Raw genomic sequence first — 13,786 nt, 5'->3', positions numbered from 1 at the left:
CCGGTACGGTACGCCGGTGTTCAAGGCCACGCTCAGTGTTCGTGCCCGTATTCTGGCCATCGCGCTCATCCCGAGTGTGGCGCTTTTCGCAGTCGGGGCCGGTGCGGCGATCTACCTGGTGACGCAGGGACTGCACGCGCGCGACTGGTCCGGCGAGGTCGACCGCGGCACCACCCCCGGCATCGCGTTCGCCCAGACGGTCCAGGAGGAACGCCGGCTGACGTTGCTGAAGCTCGGCGGCGACCAGCAGAGCGCGCAAGCACTGCCGGCGCAGCGAGCCAAGGTCGACACCGCCCTCACCGACGTTCGCGCGGCGGGCGACGTCCTCGCCAAGCTCAACCCCGGGGCCATGGCGAACGCGAGCTCGATGTTCGATCAGCTCAAGCAGCAGGTCGCGGCGATGCGCCAGCGGATCGACGCGGGTGTCGTGCCGGTGGCGGACACCTACTCGTTCTTCAACCAGCTGCTCAGCGTCGTCTCGATCGGTATGCAGGGCGTCTCCCGCAGCGCGCCGGATTCCGGGACGGCGTCCGAGGAAGCCACGGCGACGGCGTTGTTCCAGGTCGCGGAGTCGATGTCACGGAGCAACGCACTCGCCGCGTCCGCGATCAGCAGCGGCGGGCTGACCGCCGCGCAGCTGCAGGAATACACCTACCAGGTCGGCGCGTACCGCACCCAGATCCAGAACCTCCTGCCCACGCTCACCCCGGACGAGCAGGCCCGGTTCCAGGCACTCGCGGCCAGCCCCGCGTGGCAGCAGCTGAGCGCGATGGAAAGCGCGATCGGACAGCGTGGCACGGCACCGGTCGGCGCGCGCAACGTCCCGGCGCTGCCGCTCGGCGTGCCCGACTGGCAGAACGCGGCGACCACGGTGAGCGGTCAGCTGCTCGACCTGTGGCGTTCGCACCACAAGTACGCCGAGCAGTTCGCCTACGACAACGGGAGCAAGACCGCGACCAACTCGATCTGGGGCGGCGTCGCCGTGCTGGTGATCGCGATCGTGGCGTTCCTGATCACGCTGCGGCTCTCCAGCAGGTTCATCGGCCGCCTCAAGCGGCTGCGCGGGGAGACCCTCGCACTCGCCGACGAGCGGCTGCCCGACATCATGGACCGGCTGCGCGACGGCGAGTCGGTCGACCTGGCGGCCGAGGCGACGCCGCTGGACTACGGCTCGGACGAGATCGGCCAGGTCGCCGAGGCGTTCAACCGGGCGCAGCACGCCGCCGTCGCGGCGGCGGTGACGGAGGCCAAGACCCGCGAGGGCGTCAACGCGGTGTTCCTGAACATCGCGCACCGCAGCCAGATCGTGGTGCACCGCCAGCTGGAGATCCTCGACAAGGCCGAGTACAAGCAGGAGGACCCCGAGCAGCTGGACATGCTCTTCCAGCTCGACCACCTCGCCACCCGCGAACGCCGCAACGCGGAGAACCTGATCATCCTCGGCGGCGAACAGCCGGGCCGCCGCTGGCGAAACCCGGTGCCACTCGTGGAACTGGTCCGCGGCGCGGTCGCCGAGACCGAGGACTACGCCCGGGTCCGCACGGCCCGGCTGCCCGAGGTCTCCATCGTCGGCAGCGTGGTCGCCGACCTCATCCACCTGCTGGCCGAACTGGTGGACAACGCGACGTCGTTCTCCCCGCCGGAGTCCCGCGTCGAGGTCACCGGGAACATCGTCGGCAAGGGCGTCGTCGTGGAGATCACCGACCAGGGCCTCGGCATGCCCCCCGAGGAGCTGGCACGGGTCAACGAGACCCTGCGCAACCCGCCGGACTTCAGTGTCACGACGCTGTCCAGCGACTCCCGGCTCGGCATGTTCGTGGTCGCGCAGCTGGCCAACCGCAACGACGCCGCCGTGCGCCTGGTCGACTCGGACTACGGCGGCATCCGCGCCATCGTGCTCATCCCGTCCAGCCTGATCGCCGTGGAAGCGCCGATGAGTACCACCGAGCGCACGGAGAGCGTGGGGCGCGCGCGCCGCCGGCGCCCGAGCATCTCCGACGACGCCGCACAGTCCACCCGCGCGGGCCGGACCGACGCCGCGGGAGCCGGCACCATGGTCGCGACCTGGCCGAGTGAGGAGCCGCCCATGACCCCGCCCGTGCCGGAACCCCCCGCACGCCATGAACCCCCGCCACCGCGTCCCGCGGCCCGTGCCCATCCGGAACCGGCCGTGCGCGGCCGGCCGGACCCGCGGCCCACCGACGACCGGCCCGTGCTGCCCCGCCGTCGGCGCCAGGCGAGCCTCGCGCCTCAGCTGGCCGCTACCGGGCCGCTGCACGCGGCGCGGCCGCCCGCACCCCGCGAGCAGCGGGCCGACGCCGAGCGGCCCCGGTCCGCCGAGCAGGCGAGGGATCTGCTGTCCGCCATCGAAAGCGGCACCCGCCAGGGCCGCCAGGCACGCCCCGAAGCAGAACTGTTCAACCAGGATCCACGAGCATGACGAACGAGAAGGTTATGGCGACTACCAACACCCGCAAGCTGGATTGGCTCCTCGACGATCTCGTGCAACGGCTGGCGGGCGTCCGCCACGCCGTGGTGCTGTCGACCGACGGCCTGCTCCTCGGCCAGTCGACCGCCATGTCCACTGAGGACGCGGAGCACTTCTCGGCCATGGCCTCGGCGTTGCAGAGCCTCGCCCGCGGCGCGGGTAACCACTTCGACGGCGGGGGCGTGCGGCAGACCGTCATCGAGCTGGACCGGGCGGTCCTGTTCGTCACCTCGGCCGGGGAGAACGCCTGCCTGGCCCTGCTGACGTCCGAGACCGCGAACATGGGCATGGTGGCCTACGAGATGAACCAGGTGGTCCAGCGGGTCGGCACCTACCTGTCCACCACGCCCCGGCACAGCCTCTTCGACCAGCAGCGGATCAATCCCCAACCCTCATGACGCACCGCCGCGAACCCTGGTTCGACGAAGCGGCAGGTCCGCTGGTGCGCCCCTACGCGGTGACGCGTGGGCGGACCAGCGACGCACGGCACGATCTGGACATCATCACGCTCGTCGTCGCGGTGCGCTCGGAGTCCCGGGCGCGGCTGCTCGAGCCCGAGCACGCGGAGATCGTCCGGATGTGCCAGTCCGCGCTGTCGGTGGCAGAGGTCTCGGCGAAGCTCCATCTCCCCCTGGTGGTCACGAAGATCCTGATCGGCGACCTCATCAACGACGGGTACCTGATCTTCCGGTCCCCGCCCTCGCCGAGCCGGACGGGCTCCCCGGACATCAAACTACTGCAGGCGGTTCTGAATGGCATTCGTAAGCTCTGACCATCCGGGCGAACCGGAGCTGGCCGCCGCGGCGGTCAAGATCCTCATCGCCGGCGGCTTCGGAGTCGGCAAGACCACGATGGTCGGCGCGGTGAGCGAGATCGCGCCGCTGCGGACCGAGGAGATGCTCAGCGAGCTGAGCGCCGGGGTGGACGACCTCACCGGTGTCGAGGCGAAGACGACCACCACCGTCGCCATGGACTTCGGCCGGATCACGATCAACCCCGAGCTGATCCTCTACATCTTCGGCACGCCGGGACAGGACCGGTTCTGGTTCCTCTGGGACGAGCTCGCCCGCGGCACGCTGGGCGCCGTCGTGCTCGCCGACACCCGCCGCCTGGACGGTTCCTTCGCCGCGGTCGACTTCTTCGAGCGGCGGGAGATCCCGTTCGTGGTGGCGGTCAACTGTTTCGACGGCGCGCCCACCTACACCACGGACGAGGTTCGCGACGCGCTCGACCTCGACGACTACGTCCCGGTCAAGCTCTGCGACGCCCGGCACCGCGACTCCGGCAAGGACGTGCTCCTCGTGCTCATGGAGCACCTGATCCAGCGGGCGCACACCGAGCTGGTGCAGAACTAGGGAGCGTCACGGCTCCGGGTGGAACACCGGTGCCCGGCCTTCGACGAAGGCCGCGACACCGGCACGTCCCTCGGGGCCATCCGCGCACAGCGCGATCGACGCGGCTTCCGCCGCCAGCTGGCCGACGAGCGACGGGTGCCCCTCGAACAGCAGCTTCTTGGTGCGCCCCAGTGCCTCGGTCGGGCCGTCGGCCAGCCGCGTGGCGAGCGCGAGCGCCTCGTCACGCAGCTCCGCGTCGGGCACGACCCTCGCGACGAGCCCGATCGCGGCCGCCTCCTCGGCGTCCACGGCGCGGTTGCCCAGCAGGAGCTCGGCTGCCCGGGAGCGCCCGACCAGCCGGGGCAGCGACCAGGACAGCCCGCCGTCGGGAGAGAGCCCGACCCCCGGGTAGGCGGCCCGGAACCGCGCCGAGGTCCCGGCGAGGACGATGTCGCAGATCGCGGCCAGGCTCATCCCGGCGCCCGCCGCCCAGCCCTGCACCGCGGCGACCACGGGGAACTCGGCGGCGGCCAGCGCCGCGACCGACTCGTGCACCACCTCGGCCAGCTCGGCCAGGAACTGCCCGGGCGGTTCGGCCGCGGCGAAGGCGGCGACGTCGCCTCCCGCGCAGAAGGCACGCCCTTCCGCCTGGATCAGGACGCAGCCGGTGTCGCGGTCGAGCTCGGCGACCGCCTTCCGCAGTTGCCGTGCCATCGACATGTCCAGCGCGTTCGCCGCGTCCGGGCGGTCGAGCACGATGCGCCGCACCCGGCCGGTCCGGACCAGGTGGACGGTCCCGGTCACGGCCGGACCGCTTCGACGACGGGCGCGGCGAGGTCGGTGGCGGGTGTCTCGGTGAGGCTTCCCTTGAAGGAGGTGCCGATGGCGGTGCGGCAGGCCGCGACGATGACTGCTTCAGGCATGGTCCCGATCGTAGGCGGCCAATCAGCTCAACAGAAGTAGAAGATCAATTATTTAACTGTTAATCTGCTGGGGTGGCGCACCGCGACAGGCGCGGTGGCGAAGGCGGAAGGAGCCGGAGTGGAGCTCAGGCCGGGAACGCGGCTGCGTAGCCAGGTGGACGCGACGGAGATCATCCTCGTGCGTCCGCCCGCGACCGGGGTGGAGCTGGCCTGTGGCGGTCATCCGATGATCGACCCGGCTGCCCGGCCGGAACAGGCGCTGACCGCGACCGGTGCGGGTGGCGGCACCCAGCTGGGCAAGCGCTACACCGTCGGCGACGGCGGGCTCGAGCTGCTGGTGACCAAGCCGGGCGAACACGCCATCACGGCCGACGGGGCACCGGTCGTGCTGAAGGAGGCCAAGCCCCTGCCCGCCAGCGACTGAAACAATCCCTAGAGCGGCCAGCCCAGGAAACCACGGGCCAGCAGCAGCGTCTGTGCCCGCAGCACCTCGTCCCGGGTGAGCACCGGGTTGCGCCGCCACGCGGACCGGGGCAGTTCGGCCAGTACCGTCCACAACGCGGTGGTGCGGGCGTTCTCGTCGAGACCGTCCAGTACCGGTGAGTCCGCGAGGAGCCGGTTCGCCACGTCGCGCAGCCGGTCGTCGACCTCGATGCCCAGTGGTTGCAGGAGGGGCTCGTCGACGATGTCGGCGGCCCAGACGTGCAGGACGGGCCCGTGGTCGGCGACGACGTCGAGCCAGCCGGCGAGCCAGGCGCCCAGTTCGGCGGTGGAGCCGGCGTCGAGCAGGGTGGCGAGGTGGGCGAGCACCGCCTCGGCGGCCTGGTGCGTCAACGTCGCGACGATCGCCGCCCGGTCGGCCCAGTAGGTGTAGAAGGTGCCGTGCGCGACCCCGGCGGCCGCGATGATGTCGTTGACACTGGTACCGGCCAGGCCCCGCGCCTCGAACGTGGCGATGGCCGCTTCGGTGATCTTCTTGATCGTCGCGTGGCCGCGGCGGGTCACCGGCCTGCGCAGGCCCGGCAGTTGTTCCGGGGCGGACCGCGCCGGCGGGTGGACGCCGCCCGGCCCGCCCGGCCGGCCGGGTTTCCGCGCCGGGTAGGCGTCCGGGAACAGGCTGCGGTGGACGACCCGGGAGAGGGCGTCGTCGAGGACGGCCGGCGCGGTCGCCTCCGTGCGCAAGCCGCGGTTGCGTACGTCCAGGACGAAATGGCCGTACGCCGTGAGGCTGGTGACCACGAGTGCCACGGCGCGGGGGGACAGCCCCGCGAAGTCCGCGTGCGGGAGCCGGTCGCGGAACGCGCCGGCGAGCCGGGCGATGTAGGCCTCCTGGGGGTTTTCCGACGGCTCTTCGTCGGCTTCGTCCGGGGTGGGCCACTCCAGCAACGACGCGGAATGGCGGTTCAGGACCGCGCCGAGCCCGGCCAGCCACTCGCGCAGGGCGGCCAGTCCCGCCGGGGTGGCGGCGATCGGGGGCAGCGCGGCGAACTGGGCCACGAGGTCGCGCCCCAGGTTCTCGAACAGCAGCAGGAACAGTGCCTGCTTGCCGTCGAAGTACTGGTAGAACGCCGCGTCGGAGCGGCCGGTCGCCTCGGCGATGGCCGTCGTGGTGGTGGCGTGGTAACCGCGTTCGGTGAAGAGCCGGTGACCGGCTTCGATCAGCTCCAGGCAGGCGCGCGCGCCTTCCGGGCCGATGGACGGGCTCACGGCGTACGGCGCCCGCCGCCGGACGGGCAGGCGACGGGTGTCCACGACCGGCCGCGCGTTGTCCTGTGCCGCGGCCGTCCCGCGGTCCGCGCCCGCCGCAAGATCGCCGTTCATCCTGCTCAGCATAGGACGGGGCAACCGTCCGCAGGGCGCGCCCTTGAAAGTTGACACTATCCTTAGTAGCGTCCCGGAGCGCACCAGTCGTGCGGGGATCATCGCTTTTCGCTTCCCGCTCACGCCCGACAAAGGAGTCGCGAATGGTTCAGGCTGCGCCGGACATCGGCTTCGTCGGTGCCGGCTCGATGGGCGGGCCGATGGTGGAGCGGCTGCTGGCCGCCGGGGTCGCGGTCCGCCTCTTCGCCCGGAAGGCGGACGTGCGCGAACGGTTCACCGCACTCGGTGCCGCGCCGGCCGCCTCCGTGGCCGAGCTCGCCGCGTCGGCCGAGGTGCTCGCGCTGTGCCCGTTCTCCGAGGAGCAGGTCTTCGAGATCATGACGGGGGAGGGCGGGCTGCTGCGCACCGCCCGGCCCGGCTCGGTGATCATCCAGCACGCGACGATGTCGGCCGGTGGCATCCGGCGGCTGGCCGAGGAGGGGGCCCGGCGGCGGGTGACGGTGCTCGACGCGCCGGTCAGCGGCCGTGCCGAAGACATCCGCGCCGGGCGGCTGAGGTCAAGGCGGAGGGTGCGTAGGCCGCCGTCACGATCGCAGCAACACCGCCGAGCCGTTGATCACCACCTGCCCGTTCGGCCGGACCGCGGTGAGCGCGACGGTGACCGCCCACCCGGCACCGTCGCGCTCTACTGCCGTGACGTCGCCGGCGCAGGTGAGGACGTCGTCGGGCCGGACGGGGGCGCGGAAGCGTGCCTGGAGCTCGCGCATCTCCATGCTCCCCAGCCACTCGGCCGCGTAGGACGCGAGAAGCGCGGTCGCCAGTGCCTGCGCCGTGATGCCGCCGGAGCTCGTCAACGTTCCGGCGGGGGCGTACTCCCGGGCCGGCCCGGCCGAGCCGACCCGTGGGAGCCCGGGCGCGGGATGGCTCCGGCGCGGCGACGGCCGCGTCGCGGTCCGGCCATCGCCGGTGTCGAAGTCGGTCATGCCGGTTCCCCTCCGCTCCGCCGATGGCTGTTGCTCATGCGGCAAATTATTCTACTATTTGAGCTGAACGTCGAGGTTCGGTCCGCCCGTCGGACGCGGCCCGCGCCGGGCGTTCCCCGTCCGGGGGCTGAGTAGAAAGGGCTCGATGTGTCGACCAGCGGTTCCGTTGTTCCGGTTGCCCACGATGAACTGATGGCCGCGGAGGGTTTCTGGGACCTGGTGCGCCGGCGGGCAGAGCTCAGCGGCACGCGGCCGATGTTGTTTGACGAGCGGGACGGCTCGCTCACCTTCGCGGGGTTCCACGAGCGGGCGGAGCGGGTGGCGGCGGCGCTGTTCGCGCAGGGCATCGGGCCGGGCACCCGGGTGGGGTGGCAGCTGCCGACCCGGCTGAGCACCGTCCTGGTGATGGCGGCGCTGGCCCGGCTTGGCGCGGTGCAGGCGCCGGTGATCCCGATGTACCGCGAACGGGAGACGGGGTCGGCGGTGGCGGCCTCGGCCGCCGAGGTGATGCTCGTGCCGGGTACCTGGCACGGGTTCGACTACGCCGCCATGGCCCGGGGGTTCCCGCAGCGGCCCCGGGTGCTGACGATCGGCGTGGACGCGCCGGAGTCGGCCGACACCGCTGGGCTGCCCGCCGCGCCCGGCCCTTCCGGCGACACCCGGTGGATCTACTTCACCTCGGGTTCCTCGGGACTGCCCAAGGGTGCGCGGCACGCCGACGGCTCGCTGCTCGCCGCCGCCCGCGGCTTCACAGTGCGCAGCGGTCTCGGCAGTCAGCCCGACGACGTCGGCTCGATGCCGTACCCCATCGCGCACATCGGCGGCATCGTCTACCTGATGACCGCGTTGCTGGGCGGTTTCCCGGTGGTGCTGGTCGAGGCGTTCGACCCGGCGGGCACGGCCGAGGTGTTCCGGCGGCACCGGGTGACGACGACCGGCGGCTCCACCGTGTTCTACACCGCGTTGCTCGCCGAGCAGCGGAAACGGCCGCCGGGAGACCTGCTGGTGCCGAGCCTGCGGTTGCTCAAGGGCGGTGGCGCGCCGTGCCCGCCCAGCGTGTTCCACGCGGTGCGGGCGGAACTGCGCGCGACGCTGGCCCATGACTACGGGATGACCGAGGTGCCGATGATCTGCGTGGCCTCCCCGCAGGACAGTGCCGAGCAGCTCGCCGAGACCGAGGGCAGGCCGATCCCGGGCAACCAGGTCCGGATCGCCGACGGCGAGGACGTGCTGCCGCCCGGTGCCGACGGCGAGGTGCAGGTGAAGGGCGCCGCGGTGTTCCGCGGCTACACCGATCCGGCGCAGACCGCCGAGGCCTTCACCGCCGACGGCTGGTTCCGGACGGGGGACCTGGGGCATCTGCGGCCCGACGGGCACGTGGAGGTGACGGGCCGGCTCAAGGACGTGATCATCCGCAAGGGCGAGAAGATCGGCCCGGTCGAGCTGGAGACGCTGCTGGTCGGGCATCCGGCGGTGGCCGAGGCCGCGGTGATCGGGCTGCCCGACGCCGACCGGGGCGAGCGGGTGTGCGCGGTCGTGACGCTGCGGGGAGACGTCCGGCCCACGCTGGCGGAGATCACGGGCTACCTGCGCGAGGCCGGCCTGATGCCGCAGAAGCTGCCCGAGCAGCTGGAGATCGTCGACGAGCTGCCCCGCACCGGGCTGGGCAAGACGTCCAAGCCGGCCTTGCGGCGCCGCTTCGCCGCGGACGGGGTATGACGCGGCTGACAGTGGAACCGGCACACCACCTCGCCTATACTGCTTAATTATCTATCTGATTTAGCAATACGAGGAGGCCGGGTGCGGGGCGTGCTGACCGAGGAGCAGGTGTACCTGCGCAAGACGGTGCGGGAACTGCTTGCCGATCGTGCGGCACGGACCACGGTGCCGGAGCAGGCTTCCGGACACGACCGTGAGCTGTGGTCGGTGATGGCCAGGCAGGTGGGTCTGCACGGGCTGGCCGTTCCCGAACGCTACGGCGGCGCCGGCTGCGGGCCGGTGGAGCTGGCGGTGGTGTTCGAGGAGATGGGAGCGGTGCTGCTGACCGCGCCGTTCCTCGCCAGCGCCGGGCTCGCCGCGACCGCGCTGCTCGCCTGCGGTGACGAGCGGGCCTGCGCCGAGTACCTGCCCGGAATCGTCAGCGGCGACCGGATCGGCACGCTCGCGCTCACCGAGGACGGTGGACGCTGGGACGAGCCGGGCGTCCGGCTGGCCGCCACCGGTGGCGACGGATGGCGGCTGTCCGGGCGCAAGACCTACGTCCTCGACGGGGGTGCGGCCGATTTCCTCGTGGTGGCAGGCAGAACCAGCGCGGGGGTGAGCCTGTTCGCCGTCGAGGCGACCGCGAGCGGCCTGACGCGGGAACCCGTCGAGGCGCTGGACCCCACCCGCTCGTTCGCGACGGTCACGTTCGACGCGACCCCGGCGCGGCTGCTCGGTGAGGAGGGCGCGGGCTGGCCCGCGTTGTCCCGCACGCTCGACCTCGGCGCGGTCTACCTGGCGAGCGAGCAGGTCGGCGCGGCGCAGCGCAGCCTGGACATGGCCGTCGACCACGCCCGCACGAGGGTGCAGTTCGGCCGCCCGATCGGGTCCTTCCAGGCGATCAAGCACAAATGCGCGGACCTGCTGGTCGCGGTCGAGCTGGCCCGCTCGGCGGCGTTGTTCGCGGCCGAGGCCGCGGCCGAGGGCAGTTCCGAGGCGCCGGTGCTCGCGAGCCTGGCGAAGGCGGTGTGCTCGGAGGGCTTCGTCCGCTGCGCCACGGAGAACATCCAGATCCACGGCGGGATCGGCTTCACCTGGGAGCATCCCGCGCAGCTGTACTTCAAACGGGCCCGTGCCGACGAGGTGCTGCTCGGCACGCCCGGCTACCACCGGCGGCTGCTGGCGGCCCGTGGCGCCGACGGCCTGCCAGTGGGACGACCGTGACCAGCGAACCATCGAACCAGCGGAGGGTGGCCGATGCGCCGAAGCATCTTCACCGATGAGCACGAGCAGTTCCGCGCGACGGCGCGCGCCTTCTTCGAACGGGAGTGCGTGCCCTACACCGAGCAGTGGGAACGCGAGGGCAAGGTCAGCCGGGAGGCGTGGCGCAAGGCGGGCGAGGCGGGCCTGCTGGGCTGGGAGGCGCCGGAGGAGTACGGCGGGCTGGGCATCCGGGACTACCGGTTCAACGCGATCGTCAGCGACGAGATGTTCGGCACCGGCGCGGTGGGCATCGGCCTCGGCGTGCAGAACGACATCCTGGCCTCCTACCTGGTCGGGCTGACCACCGAGGAGCAGAAGAAGCGCTGGCTGCCCGGGTTCACCAGCGGGGACATCGTCACCTCGATCGCGATGTCCGAACCGGCCGCGGGTTCCGACGTCGCGGGTATCAAGACGACCGCCCGCCGGGAGGGCGACCGCTATGTCGTCAACGGCCAGAAGACGTTCATCAGCAACGGTCTGCTCTCCGACCTCGTGCTGGTCGCGGCGAAGACGGACCCGGCGGCCGGGCGCAAGGGGATCAGCCTGATCGCGGTCGAGACGACGCGGCCGGGGTTCTCCCGCGGGCGCAAGCTCGACAAGATCGGTCAGTGGTCGGCCGACACCGCGGAGCTGTTCTTCGACAACGTCGAGGTGCCGGTGGAGAACCTGGTGGGGGAGGAGAACCGGGGCTTCTACCACCTGATGCACAACCTGCCCGCCGAGCGCCTGGGGATCGCGACCTACGCGGTCGCCACGGCGCGGCGGGCCTTCGACCTGACGGCCGAGTACGTGTCCGAGCGCAAGGCGTTCGGCCAGCCGATCGGGAAGTTCCAGGTCAACCGCCACTTCCTGGCGGAGATGAAGACCAAGCTCGACGTCGCGCAGGTCTACCTCGACCAGTGCATCATGGCCGCCAACGCCGGTGAGCTGACCCCGCAGGAGGCGGCCGGCCTGAAGTGGTGGAGCACCGAGGTGCAGTGGGAGATCCTGGACCGCTGCCTGCAGCTGCACGGCGGCTACGGCTACATGAACGAGTACGAGGTCGCGCGGCTGTGGCGGGACTCCCGCGTGCAGCGCCTCTACGGCGGCACCACGGAGATCATGAAGGATCTCATCGGCCGCTCGATGGGGTTCTGATGGGACTGCCGGTCACCGAGGAACACGTGGCTCTCGCCGCGTCCGTGCGCGACGTCCTGAGCGACCGGGACGCGCTGGGCGCCGCCCGGGCGGCTCTCGACAGCGAGACTGTGCCGGGCACGCCCGGGTTCTGGAAGGACGTCGTCCAGCTGGGCTGGCTCGGCCTGCCGGTCGACGAGGACTACGGCGGCCAGGGGTTCGGGCTGCCCGAGCTGGCCGTCGTCGTCGAGGAGCTGGGCCGGGTCGTCGCGCCGGGGGCGTTCCTGCCCACCGCACTGGCGATCACGGCGATCCAGTTCGCCGCCACGGCCGAAGACCGCGCGGTGCTGCTGCCGGAACTGTGCGGCGGCGCGGTCAGCGCGGCCGTCGGGCTGCACGGGGACCTGCGCCGCGACGGGGACAGCGTGACCGGCGATGCCGGCCCGGTGTTCGGGGGCGCGGGCGCGGAGGTGCTGCTGCTGGCCGTGGACGACGACGTCGTCCTGGTCCGCCCCGGCCCGCGGGTCACGGTGGCGCCCGTGTCCGACCTCGACCTCACCCGGCGCGGCACCCGGGTCACCTGCGACGGGGCTCGGGCGGACGCGGTCCTGTCCGGCGCGCGGCGCACCGCGCTCGTGCTGGCGCGGATCCTCGCCGCGGCCGAAGCGGCCGGAGGTGCCCGTGCGTGCACGGAGAACGCCGTGGCCTACGCACGGGAACGCGTGCAGTTCGGCCGTCCCGTCGGCAGTTTCCAAGCGGTCAAGCATCTGTGCGCCGACATGCTGGTCGACGTCGAGCTGGCCACGGCCGCGGCCTGGGACGCCGCGCGCGCCGGGGTCGACGGCCCGGAGGCCGAGCTGGCCGCCGCGGTGGCCGCCGAAGTCGCACTGGGCGCGTTCGTGCGGGTCGCCGGGCGCTCCCTGCAGGTGCACGGCGGGATCGGCTTCACATGGGAGCACGACGCACACCTCTACCTGCGCCGGGCACTGACGCTGCGCGGTGCGTTCGGTGAGACCGCGGACGAGGTCACCGGGCTCACGGCGGCGGGCGTGCGCCGCAGGCCCGCGCTGGAACTGCCGCCCGAAGCCGAGAACTACCGGCAGGAGGTCCGGGACTTCGCCGGGAAGTACCGGCAGGCGCCCGAAAACGAGCGCCGGTCGCTGTTCGTGCGATCGGGCTACGCCTTCCCGCACTGGCCCGCGCCCTACGGCCGGTCTGCCGGAGCGGTGGAGCAGCTGGTCATCGAGCAGGAGCTGACCGGCGCGCGCAAGCCAGAGCTGGGCATCGGCAGCTGGATCCTGCCGACCCTGCTACGGCACGGCACCGCCGAGCAGGTCGAGCGCTGGCTGTGGCCCAGCCTGGAGGGCGAGCTGACGTGGTGCCAGCTGTTCAGTGAGCCGGGCGCGGGCTCCGACGCCGCCGCGATCAGCACCCGTGCCAAGCGGGCCGACGGGGGCTGGGTCGTCACCGGCCAGAAGGTCTGGACCAGTGCCGCCGAACGCTGCAACCGCGGGCTCGCCACGGTGCGCACCGATCCGGACGCAGCCAAGCACGCGGGGATCACCGCGCTGGTGGTCGACCTGACGGCGCCGGGCGTGACTGTCCGGCCGTTGCGTGAGATCACCGGTGCGGCGCTGTTCAACGAGGTGTTCTTCGACGAGGTGTTCGTGCCGGACGCCGACGTCGTCGGGGAGGTCAACGCCGGCTGGACCGTCGCCCGCGCGACCCTGGGCAACGAGCGGGTCAGCATCGGCACCGGGGAACACGAGTTCATGCCGATAACCCGGGCCTTCGACGCCCTGCCCGCGGACAGCGGCCTGCGCCGCGACATCGGGCGGCTCGTGGCGGAACGGCAGGCGATGCGGTTGCTCAGCTTCCGCAACGCCGCCCGGGCCGTCGCCGGTGGCGACCCCGGCCCGGAGGGCAACATCACCAAGCTGCTCTCCGGCGAGCACCAGCAGCGCGTCGCCGACCTGCTGATGCGCATCGGCGGGTCCGGGGCCGCGCTCGACGGCGACCCGGCGCTGCACCACGGCGTGCTGTTCGTCCGGGCGCTGACCATCGCCGGCGGCACGTCCGAGGTCGTGCGCAACCAGATCGCCGAGCGTGTCCTGGGCCTGCCGCGCGAGCGGGTCGACAACTAGTCATCGAGGGAGC

Annotated in this window: 13 protein-coding genes and 1 pseudogene; 10 read left to right on the top strand and 4 right to left on the bottom strand. The window is 72.2% G+C overall.

Annotated elements, in window-relative coordinates; translation table 11 throughout:
• The first annotated feature begins 16 nt into the window (after positions 1 to 16).
• From LWP59_RS24240 to LWP59_RS24225, 4 genes are read left to right on the top strand one after another with little or no spacing between them, the layout of a single operon-like run.
• Positions 17 to 2,440, top strand: coding sequence for a nitrate- and nitrite sensing domain-containing protein (locus tag LWP59_RS24240; RefSeq protein ID WP_191334766.1), 2,424 nt, complete (start codon positions 17 to 19; stop codon positions 2,438 to 2,440).
• Between the two features lie 14 nt (positions 2,441 to 2,454).
• Positions 2,455 to 2,886 carry a roadblock/LC7 domain-containing protein gene (locus LWP59_RS24235; RefSeq protein ID WP_144640029.1) on the top strand — a complete coding sequence of 144 codons (432 nt, stop codon included), beginning with the start codon at positions 2,455 to 2,457 and terminating at the stop codon, positions 2,884 to 2,886.
• Complete coding sequence (locus LWP59_RS24230; RefSeq protein ID WP_144640026.1) at positions 2,883 to 3,260, top strand: DUF742 domain-containing protein; 378 nt, start codon at positions 2,883 to 2,885, stop codon at positions 3,258 to 3,260. The genes LWP59_RS24235 and LWP59_RS24230 overlap by 4 nt, the downstream gene beginning before the upstream one ends.
• The gene (locus tag LWP59_RS24225; RefSeq protein ID WP_144640023.1) at positions 3,241 to 3,843 is read left to right on the top strand and encodes a GTP-binding protein; all 603 of its coding nucleotides are present in this window, start codon (positions 3,241 to 3,243) and stop codon (positions 3,841 to 3,843) included. The genes LWP59_RS24230 and LWP59_RS24225 overlap by 20 nt, the downstream gene beginning before the upstream one ends.
• 6 nt (positions 3,844 to 3,849) lie before the next feature.
• On the opposite strand, the gene LWP59_RS24220 is transcribed toward LWP59_RS24225, so the two are convergent.
• Both LWP59_RS24220 and LWP59_RS40440 read right to left on the bottom strand, forming a co-directional pair.
• Positions 3,850 to 4,626, bottom strand: coding sequence for an enoyl-CoA hydratase/isomerase family protein (locus LWP59_RS24220; RefSeq protein WP_144640021.1), 777 nt, complete (start codon positions 4,624 to 4,626; stop codon positions 3,850 to 3,852).
• Entirely contained in the window at positions 4,623 to 4,745 is a 123-nt protein-coding gene (locus tag LWP59_RS40440; RefSeq protein WP_267903774.1) for a hypothetical protein, read from the bottom strand. The genes LWP59_RS24220 and LWP59_RS40440 overlap by 4 nt, the downstream gene beginning before the upstream one ends.
• Positions 4,746 to 4,863: 118 nt before the next feature.
• Between LWP59_RS40440 and LWP59_RS24215 the strand changes: the two genes are divergently transcribed.
• On the top strand, positions 4,864 to 5,169 hold the full coding sequence (locus LWP59_RS24215; RefSeq protein WP_144640018.1) for a hypothetical protein: 306 nt from the start codon (positions 4,864 to 4,866) through the stop codon (positions 5,167 to 5,169).
• Between the two features lie 8 nt (positions 5,170 to 5,177).
• Here LWP59_RS24215 and LWP59_RS24210 read toward each other — a convergent pair whose 3' ends face one another.
• Positions 5,178 to 6,566 (bottom strand): TetR/AcrR family transcriptional regulator, encoded by a 1,389-nt coding sequence (locus LWP59_RS24210; protein WP_186383296.1) that lies wholly within the window; start codon positions 6,564 to 6,566, stop codon positions 5,178 to 5,180.
• 143 nt (positions 6,567 to 6,709) lie between these two features.
• Between LWP59_RS24210 and LWP59_RS41155 the strand changes: the two are divergent.
• A pseudogene (locus LWP59_RS41155) lies at positions 6,710 to 7,060 on the top strand (NAD(P)-binding domain-containing protein); the annotation flags it as partial.
• A 90-nt stretch (positions 7,061 to 7,150) separates the two neighbouring features.
• Here the strand turns inward: LWP59_RS41155 and LWP59_RS24200 are convergent.
• The gene (locus LWP59_RS24200) at positions 7,151 to 7,549 is read right to left on the bottom strand and encodes a hotdog family protein (protein WP_229857165.1); all 399 of its coding nucleotides are present in this window, start codon (positions 7,547 to 7,549) and stop codon (positions 7,151 to 7,153) included.
• A 192-nt stretch (positions 7,550 to 7,741) separates the two neighbouring features.
• Between LWP59_RS24200 and LWP59_RS24195 the strand changes: the two genes are divergently transcribed.
• The 4 genes from LWP59_RS24195 to LWP59_RS24180 all read left to right on the top strand — a co-directional run bounded on the left by LWP59_RS24195 (position 7,742) and on the right by LWP59_RS24180 (position 13,773).
• Positions 7,742 to 9,268: a class I adenylate-forming enzyme family protein gene (locus LWP59_RS24195; RefSeq protein ID WP_144640012.1), complete on the top strand. Its 1,527-nt coding sequence runs from the start codon at positions 7,742 to 7,744 to the stop codon at positions 9,266 to 9,268.
• Between the two features lie 81 nt (positions 9,269 to 9,349).
• Complete coding sequence (locus tag LWP59_RS24190; protein ID WP_144640009.1) at positions 9,350 to 10,474, top strand: acyl-CoA dehydrogenase family protein; 1,125 nt, start codon at positions 9,350 to 9,352, stop codon at positions 10,472 to 10,474.
• 33 nt (positions 10,475 to 10,507) lie between these two features.
• A complete protein-coding gene (locus LWP59_RS24185; protein WP_144640006.1) occupies positions 10,508 to 11,650 on the top strand; it encodes an acyl-CoA dehydrogenase family protein in 1,143 nt (380 codons plus the stop codon).
• Positions 11,650 to 13,773, top strand: coding sequence for an acyl-CoA dehydrogenase (locus LWP59_RS24180; protein WP_144640003.1), 2,124 nt, complete (start codon positions 11,650 to 11,652; stop codon positions 13,771 to 13,773). Before LWP59_RS24185 ends, LWP59_RS24180 begins: the two co-directional genes overlap by 1 nt.
• The last annotated feature ends 13 nt before the right edge of the window (positions 13,774 to 13,786 follow it).

Source organism: Amycolatopsis acidiphila, from assembly GCF_021391495.1.
GTDB classification, from domain to species: Bacteria; Actinomycetota; Actinomycetes; order Mycobacteriales; family Pseudonocardiaceae; genus Amycolatopsis_E; species Amycolatopsis_E acidiphila.
This window is presented reverse-complemented; position numbering and strand designations above follow the sequence as displayed.